Origin of the sequence: Streptomyces yangpuensis (genome assembly GCF_024666385.1) — a bacterium.
Classification (GTDB): domain Bacteria; phylum Actinomycetota; class Actinomycetes; order Streptomycetales; family Streptomycetaceae; genus Streptomyces; species Streptomyces yangpuensis.
Map to the genome: position 1 here is coordinate 1,285,048 of NZ_CP102514.1, position 15,585 is coordinate 1,300,632.

Consider the following 15,585-nt stretch of genomic DNA (forward strand, 5'->3'; position numbering starts at 1 on the left):
TGGGTCGCTCATGCCTTCCGACTCACCCTCCGGCTGGCAGCCCGGTGCGCGGGGCGGTCGCCAGGTGGTCGCCCACCCGCTTGACCATCAGCGTCATCTCGTACGCGACCTGCCCGACGTCGGAGTCGGCGTCGGCCAGTACGGCCAGGCAGCTGCCGTCGCCGGCGGCCATGACGAAGAGGAAGGCCTCGTCGAGCTCGACGACGGTCTGGCGGACCCGGCCGGAGTCGAAGTGCCGGCCGACGCCCTTGGCCAGGCTGTGGAACCCGGAGGCGACCGCCGCCAGGTGCTCGCTGTCCTCGCGGGTCAGGTCCTTGGAGCTGCCCGTGGGCAGGCCGTCGCCGGAGAGGACCACCGCCTTGCGGATGGACCCGACCCGGTCGACGAGCTCGTCGAGGAGCCAGTTGAGCGGGCCGGAGCCGCGGCCCCTGCTGTCGTTGCCGGTCTGCGGTGCGGTCATCGACCGTCCCCTTCGTTCTCGTTCGCGGGACCGCCGGCGGAGGATGTGCCCGCCTCGGTCTCGGACTGCTGCTGTGCGTGCCGGTTGCGGCCCGCCGTCCAGCCACGCTGGAGTGCGGACATGCGCGTGCGTACGTCCTCCGCGTCGCGGTCTGCCACCTGGTCGGGGGCGGCTTCGGCGGGCGCGGACGACGCGGACTTCTTGAGCTGCGGGGCCAGGCTGGCCTGACGGATCCGGCGGGGCAGCCCGCCGGTGTCCGGGCCTGCGGCGGGTTCCGTGTCGTCGGATCCGGCCGCGGGGGCGTTCTGCGGGACCGCGGAGACCGGGCGGGGGTCCACCCGGCGGCCGTGTTCGGCGACCAGGGTCGGCGTGGGACGCCGGCGCGGCAGCGGCACGGCTCCCGCGGAGCGGGGGCCGTCGGGACGGGGCGCCTCCAAGCGCTGGGTGTCCAGCCGGACCGGTCCGGTGGGGGCGAGCGGCTCGCGTTCCCGCTCGCGCTCGCCCGGGCGGGTGCCGCTGCGGGCACCGCCCCGGGCGGTTCCGTTGCGCTCGGCGTGCCGGTCGGTGTGCGGGCGGTCCGCCGGGCGCAGGCCCAGCAGGGCGCTGCGCGGGGTGCCGTTCGGCGGGGTCTCGTCGTCGAGGGTCGCCATGGCCGGGCGGCCGGAGCCGGGGCGGCCCGCGCCGACGGCCGGGTCGTCGCCCAGGGCGGCCGGGTCGTCGAGCGTGTCCAGGCCGTCCAGGCCGCGGCCGGCGAGCGGGGCCTCCAGCTCGACCGGGCCGCGCAGTTCGGCGGTGGCCAGCGGGCGGCCGACGGCGGGGCGCTCCGCGGTGGAGGTCACCGGCCGCTCGGAGTGCGTACGGCCGATCTGGCCGGCCTTCGCGGCCCTGCCGGTCTTGCCGGGCCGGGGCCCGTCCAGCCGTACGCCGGTACCGCTGGTCTCCGGGGCGTCGGTCAGCAGGGCCGACGGGAGGAAGACCACCGCGGTGGTGCCCCCGTACGGGCTGGGCTGGAGGACGACCTTGACGCTGTGGCGCTGGGCGAGGCGGCTGACGACGAACAGGCCGAGGCGGTCGGTGTCGGAGAGCTCGAACTCGGGGGTCTCGGCGAGGCGGAGGTTGGCGTCGAGCAGCGCCTCCGGGGTCATGCCGAGGCCGCGGTCGTGGATCTCCAGGGTGAAGCCGTTGGCGACGCGCTCGCCGTGCACCTGGACCGCGGTGTGCGGCGGCGAGAAGACGGTGGCGTTCTCGAGGAGTTCGGCGATGAGGTGGGTGACGTCGGCGACGGCGGGACCGACGATGCCCAGGCGGGTGAGGCGGCGCACCTCTATGCGCTCGTAGTCCTCGACCTCGGCGACGGCGGCCCGTACGACGTCCATGAGCTGGACGGGCTTGCGCCACTGGCGGGAGGGGGCGGCTCCGGAGAGGATCACCAGGCCTTCGGCGTGGCGGCGCATGCGGGTGGTCATGTGGTCGAGGCGGAAGAGGTCGGCGAGCTCCTCGGTGTCCTCGGTGCGGCGCTCCATCGTGTCGAGGAGGGTCAGCTGGCGGTGCAGCAGGACCTGGTTGCGGCGGGCGAGGTTGACGAACACCTCGGAGACGCCGCGCCGCAGGTCGGCCTGCTTGACGGCCGCCTCGACGGCGGCGCGCTGGAGGGTGTTGAGGGCCTGGCCGACCTGGCCGACCTCGTCCTTCTCGTATTCGAGGTGGGGCGCCTCGGTCTCGACGTCCACGTGCTCGCCGGCGGCGAGGCGGCGCATGACGCTGGGCAGGCGGACGCCGGAGGCCTCGTGGGCCTCCTTGCGCAGCCGGGAGAGGTCGCGGACCAGGTCGCGGCCGATGCGCACGGAGAGGACGAGGGACACGATCAGGGCGAAGAGGCCGAGGATGCCGGCGCCTGCGGCCTGGATCATGACGTCCGCGGCCACGGGCTCGATGCGCCGCTGGTAGCGGTCGCCGGCGTCGGTGTTCATGCTCGCCAGGTCGTCGAGGACCTTGGAGGACGCCTCGTCCCACTGTGCGGCGGTGAGGTTGCGCGGCTTGTTGACCGCGCCGCCGGAGATGAAGCGTTCCTCGGCCTCGCGCAGCGGGTGGGTCTGGGGGTCCTTCCAGTACCGCTCGAAACGCTCCCGGTCGTCGGCGGGCAGGGTCACGAGGTTGAACTCGTAGAGCAGCGATCGGTTGGCGGCGAAGTCGGAGACGCGGCGGACGTCGCCGGCGGTGATGTTGCGCGCGGCCAGGGCGGAGGCGATGACCGCGTCCTCGCGGGAGAGCAGCTCGCGGGCGCGGCTGATGCCGACGAGGGCGCGGCCCTCCTTGTCGACCTCGACGTTGTCCAGGCCGTGGAGGTTCATCAGGAAGTCGTAGCAGGGGTCGACCAGCCGGTTGTAGAGCTCCAGGGCCTGGCCGGGGTCGAGGGCGTTCTGGTCGACGGAGCGGCGCATGGAGCCGATGCCGTGGAAGGCGGAGACGATCGAGCGCAGGCGCTGGGCGCTCTGCGGGCTGAGCTCGTCGACGACCTTGGGGTCGCGGGCGCTCACGCCGATCTTCTCGACGGCCTGGTCGGTCTCGGTGCGGCGCTTGGCGAGTTCGGCGGTGGCGGTGGCCGCGCGGGGGTCGCCGAGGACGACGAGGGTCTGGCGCCGCTCCTTCTGGATGACGCGGGCGACGTCCTCGATCGGGTAGCCGACCTTGTCGATGACGTAGGCCACGTCGAAGAGTTGGATCGCCTGACGGCCCGTGATGACCGTGGCGAAGCCCCACAGGGCCGTCAGGGAGACGAGCGGCACAAGGAGCAACGCCACGATCTTCCGGCGGATGGACTTCCCGCGAAAGCGCATGGCCTCCCCAGCCTCCCCCAGGTCAACCCCGTTGCCGGGGGTCGGTGTTCCGTCATTTAAACGGCGTGAGCCTACTACTGCTGGGGAGCAGGTTCGAAGGCGTGTCCGGACGTTTTCGGCCTGACCCCTGGACGAAGATCACCAGTTGTCCGATACTTCCGGTCAAGTCAGGCCCGATATGTGGCAGATGACACTTGGTGGGGCGTCAGTTCCCGCACCCTGATGGATGGCTGGAATTATTCGTTCCGCGATCTACGGGGCCGGGGGGACATCGGTCCGGGAATCTCCGGGCCCCGTCGGACGTCTGTCAGTTACGAGGAGCACGTCGGGGTAGACGTGTGGGGGTAGGCATGGCGGACCGCGGGTGGGGAGTGAGCGGACCATGAGCAGTGACGAGGGCGGTGGCGCCCGTGCGGCGAGGCGCGGCCTGTGGGTCGAGGAGCCGGCCCGCCGGCGCCGGATGCCGGACCCGGTGCGGGTCTCGGCGGTCCGGGCGGTGCTGGTGGTGGCCGTGACCCTGACCCAGGCGACGATCACGTTCTTCCTGAGCCTGACCGGTTCCTGGCTGGCCTTCCCGATGGTGCTCGGCGCGGTCGCCGCGACCGTCATGGCCACCTGGGCCGTGCTGGACGTGTGGATCACCCGGCAGACGTGGCACCAGCGGTACGGGGTCGTGTCGGAGCCGAGCAGCACGGCGCGGCTGCGCCGCCGTGAGGCCCGCAGGGCGGCCCGGGCCGCGCGGGCGGCGCGCAAGCTCGCGGGCACGGCCCGAATAGTCCGCGAGGACGGGCCCCTCGCGGGGTTCGGCCGGAACTGAGCGGAGGCCCGGAGGCCGGACGGGACCTGTCGGTCCCCGCGCCGGACCGACGCAGGGACGCGCCCGTGCCCCGGCCCGGGCCGAAGCCTGTGCCGGGGCGCGGGCCGGGCGTGCGTGGGCGTCAGGCGGTCGGGGCGGCGGCGCCGCGGCGGAACATCCTGGTGGCCGTGATCTCGCCGTGGATGGTCTCCCCTTCCGGGGACTGCTGCGGCAGGCCCGGGCGCAGGTGCTCCTCGACGCTGATGTACTTCAGGCCCGCCCGCAGGTCCGCGTCGTTGCGCAGGCGGATCACCAGCGGGAACTCGGCGAGGGCGGTCGTGTCGAACAGTCCGGTCGTGTAGAGCAGCTGGACGCCGAGTGCGTCCGACACGGCCCGCTGGAGCTCCAGCAGGTAGGTGGCGTTGGCACGGCCGATCGGGTTGTCGAGGAACAGCGTGCCCGCGTGCCGGTGCTTGTCGCGGCCCCGGTCGTTGCTGCGCAGCGCCGCCATCGTGCAGTACAGCGCGATCGCTGCGGTCAGCAGCTGCCCGCCGGAGAACACGTCGCCCATCTGCCCCACCGGCACCCGCTCGGCGCGCAGCACCGCGTCCGGCTTGAGGATCTCCACGGAGATCCCCTTGGGTTCGAGGGCCGCCTGGACGCCCCTCAGCAGCAGGGACATGCCGTCGCGGCGGCCCTCGCCGAAGGAGGCGCTGCTGTTCTTCTTCACGGCCGTACGGGTCGCCTCGTCGATGACCTCGCCGAGCCGCTCCGTGAGGGTGGCCTGGTCGGGCTCCTCGAAGCGGATCCGCAGGAACTCCTGCCCGGACCATTCGCCGAGGCCTTCGGGGAGCTGGGAGAGGCGCTGCGCGGAGCGGAGGGTGGCCAGGGCGGATTCGACCAGGCCTCGCAGCCGGTCGACGATGCTGTCGCGGTTGCGTTCCAGCTGGGCCAGCTCGTCGGTGAGGACGCGCAGCCGGGGGGCGAAGGCAGCCGCCCAGGCCGCCGCGTGCTCGGGCAGCGCGGAGGCGGGCAGTTCCCGGATCTGCTGGCGCGCGGGGGTGCGTACCTGCTCGTAGCGGGTGGCGTTGGCGTGCCGGACCAGGATGTCGCTCGCCTCGCGCACCGCGGACTCGGCGGCCGACAGGTCGGCGGCGCAGCCGCGCAGGGAGCGGCGGGCCTCGGTGGCCGACTGGCGGGCCTCCTCCAGGGTGCCGGGGTGGGCCACCGACTCCTGCTCGTCGTCCTGGTGGGTGTGGTCGCGCAGCAGGTCCCGCAGGAGCGCCGCGGTCTCGTCGAAGCCCCCTGCGGCGTCCTCGGCGGTGCGGTGGGCGCGCAGCAGGTCGGTGTGGGCGGCGCGGGCGCCCTCGACGGCCGCGGTGTGGGCGGCGAGCTGTGCGGTGGCTGTACGCAGCAGGGCCTGCGCCTGGTCGACGTCCCCGGGGACCAGCTCCTCGGGCAGGTCGGTGTGTGCCTCGCCCTCGGCGGGGGCGTGCCGTTCGGCCTCGCCGCGCAGCCGGCCGAGCTGCTCGCTGGCGGCCGACGCCCGGGTCTCCAGCATCTGTACGAGGGACTCGGCGCGGGCGGCCGCGGCCTGGCGGGACGGGCCGTCGGCGCCGTCGGTGCCCTCCAGGAGCTGGGCGGCGCGGGTGCGGACCTTGTTGGTGAGGCGGTCGAGTTCGGCGAGGGCGGCGCTCTCGTCGCTCTCGGCGCGGGCCTGTTCGGCCCGCAGGTCGGCGCCGACGCCGACCTTCTCGTAGAGCTGGGACGCGGCGCGGTAGGCCTCGCGGAGGTCGGGCAGCGGCACACGCGGACCGTCGGCGGCGTCGGGCAGCTGGTCGGGGGCGCCGGCGATCTCGGCGCGTTCGGCGCGCAGGGCGCGGGCGGTGCGCCGGGCGTCGTCGGCGGCGCGCTGGGCGGCCCGGCGGTCCTCGTCGGCGGCGCGGGCCCGGTCCAGGCAGACCTCGGCGCGAGCCTCGGACTCGGCGGCCTCGTCGGCGAGTTCGCGTACGCGGGCCTGCCAGCCGGCGCGCTCGCGCAGGCGGAAGGCGAGGCCCGCGAGGGCGTCGGCGGCGCGGCGGGCGCGCTGGGCGGTGTCCTGGCGCTCCTCGCGGACACGGGCGGCGTCGGCGGCGGCCTCGTCGGCCTCGGCGCGTACGGTACGGGCCTCCGCGAGCTCGGCGTCGGTCTCCTCGGCGAACATCCGGGCGGCCGCGGCCTGTTCGGCGAGCTCGGTGAGGCGGCCGGGCGGGCAGCCGGTGCGCCAGGAGGCGAGCCGGGCGGAGAGCTCACGGTCGCCCGCGAGGCGGGCGGCGAGGTCGCGGATCTCGGTGTCGCGGGCGCCGGCGCGGGTGCGCAGCGCCTGCCGCTCCTCGTCGGCGGCGTGCTCGTCGTGCATGGCCGGGTTCGGCGTGACGATGAAGATGCCGGTGACGGCGTCGTCCGGACCGGCCGGGGGTACGGGGGCGAGCAGGGCGGCGGCCGTGCCCACGGCGACGGTGGAGCGGGGCAGCAGGGCCGCGCCGGAGAGCACCTCGCGGGCCCGGCCGTGGGTGTCGGGGTCGGTGATGACGACACCGTCGACGAGTTCGGGGCGGGCCGCGAGGACGGCGGCGTGGTCGGCGGGGTCCACGGCCTGGGCGAGGTAGCGCCAGCCGGGGAGTGCGGGGATGCCGTGCTCGCCGAGGTACTCGACGGTGGCGAGGACGTCCGGGCCGGGCGGCAGCAGGCCGCCGTCTCCGAGCGCGCCGAGGATGCGGGCGTCGTCGGCGGCGGCGGTGCGCAGCTCGAACAGCTGGCGTTCGGCCGAGGCGACGCCTTCGGACAGCAGTTCGCGCAGGTCCTCGGCGTTCCGGTCGAGGTCCTCGGCGGTGAGCAGGCCGACGGCGGTGGCCGGCGCGGCACGTCCGGTGCCCTGTGCCTCGCCGTGCGGGCCGCCGGGGGTGCCCAGGGCCGCGGCGGCCGGGCCGGTGCTGCCGTCGCCCGTACGGGGCGAGGGGACCGACACCTCGGCGGTGTCCGCCGCCGAGGGCAGCCCGAGGAGCTCGGCGAGGCGGGGGGACGCGGCGAGGGAGGCGGCGGCGCGGTGCTCGGCGTCGTGGGCGGCCTCGGCTGCTTCGGCGGCGTCCGCGGCGCGGGCGGCGGTCAGCTCGGCCCGGGATTCCGCGGCGGCGGCCTCACGGGCGGCCTCGGCGGCGGCGCGGGCGGCCTCGCGGGACTCGTCCCAGGCGGCCACGGCGGCCTTCTCGGCGTCGGCGGCGGCGAGGGCGGCCCGGGCCGGGTCGGCGTCGGGCGCGGAGTCGTCGAGCCAGCCGGCCCGGACGGCCTCGGCGGTCTCCTGCTGGACCTCGCTGAGCCGGGTCCGCAGGTGTTCGGCCTCGCTGCGGGCCCGCTGCGCGGCCGTGGCAGCGGCGGTGGCGTCGCGGTGGGAGTCCTCACCGGTGGCCTGGAGGGCGGCGGAGCGCTCCTCCTCCTCGTTGGCGAGCCGCTCGCCGTCCTCGGCGGCCGTGTGCAGGGCCCGTACGAGCTCACCGGCGGCCGTGGCGCGGGCGGCGAGCGCCGGGGCGGCGTCCCGCTCGGCCTCCCGGATCGCGGCGGCGACGCGGGCGGAGCGGTCGGCGGCGGCGCGGTGGCGCAGCACGGTCTCGGCGGCCTGCCAGGCGGAGTGCAGGGTGCGGGCCTCGAGGAGTTCGCGGCGCTGGGCGGCGGCGGCCTTGTCGGCGACGGTCAGGGCCAGGGAGGCGTGCCGGTAGGCGAGTTCGGCGGAAACGGCCGCGCTGCGGGTACGGGCGGACTCGGCGGCGGTGACGTCGTGGGCGGCGGCGGTGACGCGCTGGGCGAGGTCGGCGGCCCGGCCGCGTTCCTCGGCGGCGCGGGCGGACAGCCGGCGGGCGAGGGTGCGCGTGCGGCGTTCGGCGCCCGCGTGGACGTCGCGCAGCCGGGAGCGGGTCGCGGCGGCTTCGACGATCTTGGTGAGGAGGTCCACCGAGCCGGCGGTGAAGTCGCGTTCGGCCATCAGCTCGGCGCGGCGGCCGAGCTTGTTGCCGAAGCCGTGGACGAGGTCGGCGAGGCCGTCCGTGTCGCGGGTGTCGGTGACGGCGCGCAGCAGCAGGTCGGTGAAGTCGGAGTCCTTCTTGACCGCGAAGAGACCGGCCGCCTCGCCCTCGTCGGCGTTCATCTCGCGCTGGTAGCGGAAGAGTTCGGGGTCGAGACCGAGCTCGGTGAGGTGCTCGTTCCAGCGGTCGTGGATCTCCTCGAAGTACACCTCCAGGTGCGGGTAGGCCTTGCCTGCCTCGGTGAGCGCGTCGCGGAAGCCCTTCATGGTGCGGCGGCGGCCCTGGGCGCCGGAGGCGCCCTCGACGGGCGGACGCACGGCCGTGGACTCGGCGACGGGCAGGCTGTCGAGGCTCAGGCCGGGGCCGGGGCGGAAGGAGTACCAGGCCTCGGCGAACTTGCGGGGGTCGTTGGAGACCTGGCGGCCGCGCCATTCGCTGACCTTGCCGACGACCACGCACTCGCCGGTCTGGGTGTGCTGCCACTCCAGGGCCACGTGTCCGCAGTCGTCGGCGAGCAGGAACTTGCGCAGGACGCCGGAGCTGGCGCCGCCGAGGGTGTTGCGGTGGCCGGGGAGCATCACCGAGAAGATCAGCTTGAGCAGGACGGACTTGCCGCCGCCGTTCTCCAGGAAGAGCACGCCGGCGGGCGCGGGGCGGCGCGGCGGCCCGGTCGGCTCGTCCTCGAAGAACTCCGCCTGGGTCGGCGCCGGGTGGGGCACCGGCTCGCCGACTCCGCGCAGGTCGAGCACGGTGTCGGCGTAGCGTGCGCCGGCGGGCCCGATGGAGTAGAGGCGGATCCGGGACAGCTCGTACATGGCGGCGGACTCTCGTGGTGTCTGGGTGAGGCAGGGTCTACGGGGATCGGGACTCAGGCGTGGAAGGGCAGCCCGGCGTCGGCGGCGAGCTCCAGGTCGTCGCCCTCGGGCGGCGGCAGCAGGGTGGCGGTGCCGTCGCTGACGGGGACCACGCCGAGTTCCAGGAGCTCGGCCATGGCCGAGCTGCCCGCCATGTCGCGGACCTGGAGCTGGTAGCGGGGGGTGGTGCGGTAGGTGCCGCCGGCCTCGTCCCCGGTGCGCTGGAGGAAGCCGGAGTCGGTGAGGAAGGCGGCTGCCTTGCCGACGATGCCGGTGGTGGAGCCGGCGAGGCGGCGGGCGTCCTTGGTGGCGCCCGTCGCGCTGCGGCGGGCGTAGACGCGCCAGGCGGCCTCCAGGCCGGGGGCGTCGGAGGCCGGGTCGGTGTTCTCGCCGAGTTCCTCGGCGCGTTCCTCCAGGCGGCGGCAGGTCTGCCGGACGAAGGCGTCGACGCCGTTGACGGTGACGCGGCCGATGTAGCCGTCGTCGGCGAGGTCTTCGGGGCGGGGGAAGGCGAGGGCGGCGACGGCGAGGTGGGCGAGGCCGTGCAGGAACCGGTCGGCGGAGTCGGCGGCGGTGCGGCGGGCGTAGTCGCCCATCCGGACGGCGAAGACGGAGTCCTCGTCGGCGGCCACGGCCATACCGGCGCGCGGGGACACCTCCAGGACGACCAGGCCGAGGCCGGTCGCGACGGCGTCGGCGAGGCGGCCGAAGGCGGGCTCCTCGCGGTAGCGGCGCAGCAGTTCGGCGTATTCGGCGTCGCGGGCGGGCGCCAGCTTGGGCTGGAGCCCGAAGGCGACGAGCCGGGCCGCGTCGGCGGCGTCCGCCGGGGTCACGGACCCTCCGGTGGCGGGCGCGACGGGAGCCGACGGCGTGTCGGGCTCGCTCCACGCGGGGTGCTCGGCGTGGTGGTCGCTCACGGGCGGGTCTCCTCGGCGGTACGGGTGGTACGGGGCGTACGGGTCGTTCGGGTGATGCGGTTCGGCTCCGCGGGCCTGCGGTTCGGGCCCGCGGCCATGCGGTTCGGGCCCGCGGCCATGCGGTTCGGCTCCGCGGCCATGCGGTTCGGCTCCGCGGGCGTGCGGGGTCCGAGGTGCGGGGCTGTGCTCCGGACACCCCGGCTCCGCCGGGCACCGGGCTCCGCCCGGACCCGCGCCTCGAACGCCGGCGGGGCCGGATGCAGCGCCGCCAGGGCCGGATGTGGCGCAGGGCGAGCCGGGTTCGCCGCGGGCGGCGGGGCGGCAGCCGCCGCGCGTCCGGCCGGAGCAAGGGCACGGCGGTCACGGCGGGTCACGACGCCTCCGCGCGGTCGGCGGCCATGCCGGCGGCGTCGAGGAGGGCGGTGCCGACGATGAGGTCGGCGCCGCCGAACTCGGGGTCGTCGAGCTGCGTGCCGTCGTCGACGGCGAAGAGCAGCCGCTCCTCGCCCTGGCGGTACGCCGTGCCGACGGCCGGACTCGCGGCGTGGACGGCCAGCAGGGCCACCAGGTACGGCAGGTCGGGATCGCTGCGGCGGGCCTCGGCGAGCAGGCCGGACAGCCGGCGCGGGGCGTCGTGCGGCAGGTCCAGGAGCTGCGTGGCGGCGGCGAGCTGCTCCTCGCTGAAGCGGCTGTCGTCCGGGGTGGCGATCAGGTCGGGCTCGGGCATCTCCGCGCCGAGGTGCTCGCGCTCCACCGGCGGGGTGAGCAGGATCTCGACGAGGTCGGCCACCCGCACCGAGACGGGGGTGCGCAGCCCGGTACCGGCGGCGAAGAAGGCGTCGGTGACCCGGCGCGCCTGTTCGACGGGCAGCGGCAGGATCGGGGCGACGAGCTGGCCGTACAGGTCGATGCCGGTCCGCGGTGCCGGGGCGGCGAAGGCCTGGCGGTCCTGTTCGGCACGGAACAGCGGGCCCGCGTCCAGCAGCCGGGACTGCAGCTGGGTGTGGCGGCGGATGCAGTCCTTGACGATGTCGACGAGTTCGGCGGCGCGGCGCTTGTTCTCCGGCTCCTCCGCCTCGTCGCGCGCCCTGCGGATGTTGGTCAGGATCGCGTTCTCGTGGCGGTAGCGGTCGGCGACGTGTTCCAGCGCCTCGGCGATCATGTCGGGGACGGCCTGGAGCCAGTCCACCGCCCGGACGTTGCGCCGGGTGGCGTCCAGGGTCCGGCGCAGGGTCTCCGCGTACTGCACGGTCCGGTAGCGGGCCTGTTCGGCGGCCAGCTGGGCGTCGGCCAGCCGCCCGCGGCTGATCAGCACCTCCAGCTTGACCTCGGCGGCGATCTGGGCGCTGGTGACGTCGGTGTCGAGGGCGCCGACCAGAACGTTGACGGCCTCGTCGGTGGTGCGCAGGTAGACGGCGCCGCCGTAGGGGACCTCTTCGATCAGCTTGAAGTCGTAGTCGCGGCGCACGTAGACGCCGTCGGGTCCGAACGTGCCGTAGATCGCGCGGAAGCCGCGGTCCACGCTGCCGACGTTGATCAGGTTCTCCAGCACCCAGCGGGCCACCCGCTCGTGCTCCGCGGCCGGGCGGGCCGGGGCCTGGGCCGCGACGCGCGGCAGCAGCCTGGCCACTATCTGCTCGTGGTCGGCACCCGTGTCGAAGTCCATGTTGAGGGTGACCAGGTCGATCGCCGCAAGGGCGACCTCCGCCATCGCGTAGACCCCGTACTCGCCCGCCAGATTGGCCTTGCGTACGTCGAGGTCGTGCAGCGGGGCGGTACAGGCGAGGGCGCGCAGCCGCCGGGCCAGGCCCTCGTCGGCGGCCGGGCCCGGCGCCGGGGAGGGAAGGGTCTTCGCCGGGGCTGGGAGAGTCACGGACAAAGACTAGGCGCTGACAGTGACAACATCCCAAACGGCATGGTTCGGCCGGATCGTCCCCCGGCTCGCTGCTCTACGCTCGGCGCATGGATTCCATGATCGCATCCACTCCGGTGATCGACCTCAACGCCGATCTCGGCGAGGGGTTCGGGCGCTGGACGCTCACCGACGACGAGGCCCTGCTCTCGGTCGTCACGAGCGCCAACGTCGCCTGCGGCTTCCACGCCGGCGACCCGTCCATCATGCGCCGGGTCTGCGAAGGGGCCGCCGAGCGCGGCGTGCGGATCGGCGCCCAGGTCTCCTACCGCGATCTGGCGGGCTTCGGCCGGCGCTCCATGGACGTGCCTCCCGGGGAACTCGCCGACGAGGTGGCCTACCAGATCGGTGCGCTGGAGGTCTTCGCGCGGGCGGCCGGCTCACGGGTGTCCTACGTGAAACCGCACGGCGCGCTCTACAACCGGACCGTGCACGACGCCGGCCAGGCCGCCGCCGTCGTCGCGGGCGTCCGGCTGGCCGCGGGCGCCGGGGCGACCGGCGGCCTGCCTGTCCTCGGCCTGCCCGGCTCGCTCCTGCTGGCCGCCGCCGAGGAGGCCGGGCTCGCCGCCGTACCCGAGGCATTCGCCGACCGCGCCTACACACCGGCCGGGACGCTGGTGCCGCGCGGCGAGCCCGGCTCGGTGCTGCACGACCCGGACGCGGTGGTGGCGAGGGCCGTCGGGATGGCGGCCGGCGGCACCGTGACGGCCGCCGACGGCTCCGCCGTCCCCGTGGCCGCCCGCTCGCTCTGCCTGCACGGGGACACCCCGGGCGCCGCGGGGCTCGCCCTGCGCGTCCGGGAGGCGCTGGGCGCGGCCGGGGTGCGGGTGGAGGCCTTCACGTGAGGACGCTGAGGACACCGAGGACGCTGGTGGTGGGCACGCAGGCGCTGCTGATCGAGCTGGACTCGGCGGAGCAGGTCGCCGCGTTCCACGCCGAGCTGCTGCGCCGCCGGGACGCGGGCGACCTGGGGCCCGTACGGGACCTCGTACCGGCGGCCCGGACCGTCCTGCTGGACGGGGTACCGGATCCGGCCGCGCTCGGGGCGCGGATCGCCTCCTGGGAGGTGCCGCCGCTCACCCGCCGGGAGGGCCCGCTGGTCACGGTCGCGGTCCGCTTCGACGGGCCCGACCTGGCGGAGGTGGCCCGGCTGTGGGGCGTGGCCGCCGGGGAGGTGCCGGGCATCGTCGCCGCGACCGAGTTCCGGGTGGCCTTCTGCGGTTTCGCGCCGGGCTTCGGCTATCTGACGGGGCTGCCGGAGCGGCTCCACGTACCGCGCCGGGACACCCCGCGCACGGCCGTCCCGGCGGGTTCGCTGGCACTGGCGGGCGAGTACGCCGGGGTGTACCCGCGCTCCTCCCCCGGCGGCTGGCAGCTGATCGGCTCCACCGACGCCGTGCTCTGGGACCCGGAGCGGGAACCGGCGGCGCTGTTCGCCCCGGGCGTCCGGGTGCGGTTCGCGCAGGAGGAGCGGGCGTGACCGGGCTGCTGGTGGTGCGGGCGGGGGCGCTGACGACGGTCCAGGACCGGGGCCGCCCCGGGTACGCGCACCTGGGGGTCCCCCGCTCGGGGGCGCTGGACACGGCGGCGTACGCACTGGCGAACCGGCTGCTCGGCAACCCGCCGGACGCGGCGGTGCTGGAGACCACGCTGGACGGGGTGACCCTGCGGGCCCTGGCCGCGACGGTCGTGGCGGTCACGGGCGCGCCCTGTCCGGTACGGGTCTCCGGGCGCCCGGTGGCCTGGGGAGCACCGGTCGGGCTGCCGGCCGGGGCGGAGCTGGAGGTGGGCCGGGCGGAGTCCGGGGTGCGCGGCTACGTCGCGGTCCGGGGCGGCCTGGCCGTCGCGCCGGTGCTGGGCAGCCGCTCGACGGACCTGCTGTCGGGCCTGGGGCCGGCGGTCCTGACGGCCGGGACGACGCTTCCGGTGGGACCCGCCGGGCCGGACCCGGTGCCCGGCGCGGACGCGTACGGGCTGCCCGCGGCGCCGTCGGAGCTGGTGCTGCCGCTGCGGCTCGGGCCGCGGGCGGACTGGTTCACCGGGGCGTCCCTCGCCGGGCTGTGGCGCTCGGCGTTCCGGGTGTCGCCGAGCTCCAACCGGATCGGGCTGCGCACGGAGGGCGGGTCCGCGCTGGTGCGCGCGCGGGCCGGGGAGCTGCCCAGCGAGGGCATGGTGCTGGGCGCGGTCCAGGTGCCCCCGGACGGCCTGCCGGTGGTGTTCCTGGCCGACCATCCGGTGACCGGCGGCTATCCGGTGGTCGGGGTGGTCGGTCCAGGCCCGGCGCTGGACGCGGCGGCGCAGGCCCGGCCGGGCACGCCGGTCAGGTTCGTACGGGCCCGGTGAAACGCCTTCGGGGGCTGCGGCCAAGTACGGAGTGAGGGGGCCGACGGGGTCCCCTGTGCAGGGGAGGAACCGGGTGCGCAGCCCACGACACGAGACCGGCCCGCCGGATCTCACCACGCCCGAGGGATTCGGGGCGTTCTACGAGGAACACATCGACGCCGTGCTCGGCTTCGTCACCCGCCGGGTCGCCGACCCGCACCTGGCGGCGGACCTGACGGCGGACATCTTCCTCGCGGCGATGGGATCGGCCGGCGCCTACCGGGGTCACAGGGGAGCCCCGGTCGCCTGGTTGTTCGGCATAGCCCGCAACGTCCTCTCGGGGCACGCCCGCGGACGAGCCCGCGAGAGCGGCGCCCTGGCGCGGTTGAGCGGCCGCCGCCTCCTCGACGACGAGGACGTGGCGGCACTGGAGGAGCGGATCGACGCCCAGCGGGCCTTCAGGGACGTGGCCGAGCGCCACGCCGCCCTGTCCGAGCCGCTGCGCGCCGCGCTCGACCTGGTCGTCGTGGACGAACTCACCCCGGCCGAGGCCGCGCAGGCTCTCGGCGTCACCCAGGCGACGATCCGCGTACGCCTGCACCGGGCGCGCCGTGCCCTGCGTGGAGCCTCGGGCTCCGTCACCGAACACCGACTGGAGGCAGCCCGATGAGCACCCGGCCCAGCGGTTTCGAGGACCGCCTGAAGGCGGCCCTCCTGGCCCGCCTCCCGGAGACCCCGCCCCCGACGCCGGCCCGCTCCTTCGCCCGGCGGTACGGCATACCGGTCGCGGTGGGCGTCGCCACGGCCACCGTGGTCGCCGTCATGACCCTCACGGGCAGCACCCGCACCGGGTCCCCCCCGGCCGGCACGCCGAGCCGGTCGGCCTCGGACGCGCCCGAGATCACGAGGGAGCCGGACGGGTCGCTGCGGTTCGCTCCGCCCCGGCAGGCACAGCTCCCGGCTCTGGCCGACCGGTTGAAGGAACTGGGGGTCCGGGCCTTCGCGGTCCCGCAGCTGCTGCCGGAACGCCAGTGCACGGCGATCAAGGGCTGGGTCCGCGGCCCGCAGGACGATCCCGCGGCCGGTCTGTCGCGCGGCGATGACGGACACACCCTCAAGGTCAACCCGAAGGCGGTCCCCCCGGGACGCACACTCGTTTTGACGTGGACGTACTACCAGCCGTGGTGGGAGGGGAGGCAAGGACTCGCCTTCGGAATCCTGCGGGACGAACACGTCCCGTACTGCTCGGTCGACTTCCGGGAAGCCGCCGAGGAGGCGCAGCGGTTGGGGCCCCCCACCCTGCCCCCCGGCGTATCGGTCCCCACCGGCGCACCGGCCCCCGTTTCGCCCTGATCGCGTTCCGCTGCCGCACGCCGTCACAGCACTCGGCCCGGCCCCTCTTGTCGGGGGCCGGGCCGAGGCGTGTCGTGGT

At 75.6% G+C, this 15,585-nt stretch carries 12 protein-coding genes; 6 read left to right on the top strand and 6 right to left on the bottom strand.

Translation table 11 applies throughout. From position 1 onward, the window contains the following. Positions 1-22 precede the first annotated feature (22 nt). Entirely contained in the window at positions 23-460 is a 438-nt protein-coding gene (locus NRK68_RS05925; RefSeq protein ID WP_030964627.1) for a roadblock/LC7 domain-containing protein, read from the bottom strand. Beyond that, positions 457-3,297 carry a nitrate- and nitrite sensing domain-containing protein gene (locus NRK68_RS05930; protein ID WP_183067478.1) on the bottom strand — a complete coding sequence of 947 codons (2,841 nt, stop codon included), beginning with the start codon at positions 3,295-3,297 and terminating at the stop codon, positions 457-459. The genes NRK68_RS05925 and NRK68_RS05930 overlap by 4 nt, the downstream gene beginning before the upstream one ends. Before the next feature lie 382 nt (positions 3,298-3,679). On the opposite strand from NRK68_RS05930, the gene NRK68_RS05935 reads away from it, so the two are divergent. Beyond that, positions 3,680-4,114 (top strand): hypothetical protein, encoded by a 435-nt coding sequence (locus NRK68_RS05935; protein ID WP_183067479.1) that lies wholly within the window; start codon positions 3,680-3,682, stop codon positions 4,112-4,114. A gap of 121 nt (positions 4,115-4,235) precedes the next feature. Here the strand turns inward: NRK68_RS05935 and NRK68_RS05940 are convergent, their stop codons facing one another. The 4 genes from NRK68_RS05940 to NRK68_RS05955 all read right to left on the bottom strand — a co-directional run bounded on the left by NRK68_RS05940 (position 4,236) and on the right by NRK68_RS05955 (position 11,792). Then, positions 4,236-8,963 (bottom strand): hypothetical protein, encoded by a 4,728-nt coding sequence (locus NRK68_RS05940; protein WP_257855260.1) that lies wholly within the window; start codon positions 8,961-8,963, stop codon positions 4,236-4,238. Between the two features lie 53 nt (positions 8,964-9,016). After that, on the bottom strand, positions 9,017-9,919 hold the full coding sequence (locus NRK68_RS05945) for a hypothetical protein (protein ID WP_183067481.1): 903 nt from the start codon (positions 9,917-9,919) through the stop codon (positions 9,017-9,019). Next, complete coding sequence (locus NRK68_RS05950; RefSeq protein ID WP_257855262.1) at positions 9,916-10,059, bottom strand: hypothetical protein; 144 nt, start codon at positions 10,057-10,059, stop codon at positions 9,916-9,918. The genes NRK68_RS05945 and NRK68_RS05950 overlap by 4 nt, the downstream gene beginning before the upstream one ends. Before the next feature lie 230 nt (positions 10,060-10,289). Beyond that, positions 10,290-11,792, bottom strand: coding sequence for a hypothetical protein (locus tag NRK68_RS05955; protein WP_257855263.1), 1,503 nt, complete (start codon positions 11,790-11,792; stop codon positions 10,290-10,292). A gap of 116 nt (positions 11,793-11,908) precedes the next feature. Between NRK68_RS05955 and NRK68_RS05960 the strand changes: the two genes are divergently transcribed. The 5 genes from NRK68_RS05960 to NRK68_RS05980 all read left to right on the top strand — a co-directional run bounded on the left by NRK68_RS05960 (position 11,909) and on the right by NRK68_RS05980 (position 15,506). Further along, positions 11,909-12,676, top strand: coding sequence for a LamB/YcsF family protein (locus NRK68_RS05960; RefSeq protein WP_257857782.1), 768 nt, complete (start codon positions 11,909-11,911; stop codon positions 12,674-12,676). Further along, a complete protein-coding gene (locus tag NRK68_RS05965) occupies positions 12,673-13,311 on the top strand; it encodes a 5-oxoprolinase subunit B family protein (protein ID WP_257855264.1) in 639 nt (212 codons plus the stop codon). The genes NRK68_RS05960 and NRK68_RS05965 overlap by 4 nt, the downstream gene beginning before the upstream one ends. Then, entirely contained in the window at positions 13,308-14,174 is an 867-nt protein-coding gene (locus NRK68_RS05970; RefSeq protein WP_257855265.1) for a 5-oxoprolinase subunit C family protein, read from the top strand. The genes NRK68_RS05965 and NRK68_RS05970 overlap by 4 nt, the downstream gene beginning before the upstream one ends. Before the next feature lie 73 nt (positions 14,175-14,247). Next, entirely contained in the window at positions 14,248-14,823 is a 576-nt protein-coding gene (locus tag NRK68_RS05975; protein ID WP_257855266.1) for an RNA polymerase sigma factor, read from the top strand. Continuing rightward, positions 14,820-15,506: a hypothetical protein gene (locus NRK68_RS05980; protein ID WP_257855267.1), complete on the top strand. Its 687-nt coding sequence runs from the start codon at positions 14,820-14,822 to the stop codon at positions 15,504-15,506. The genes NRK68_RS05975 and NRK68_RS05980 overlap by 4 nt, the downstream gene beginning before the upstream one ends. Positions 15,507-15,585: the final 79 nt, after the last annotated feature.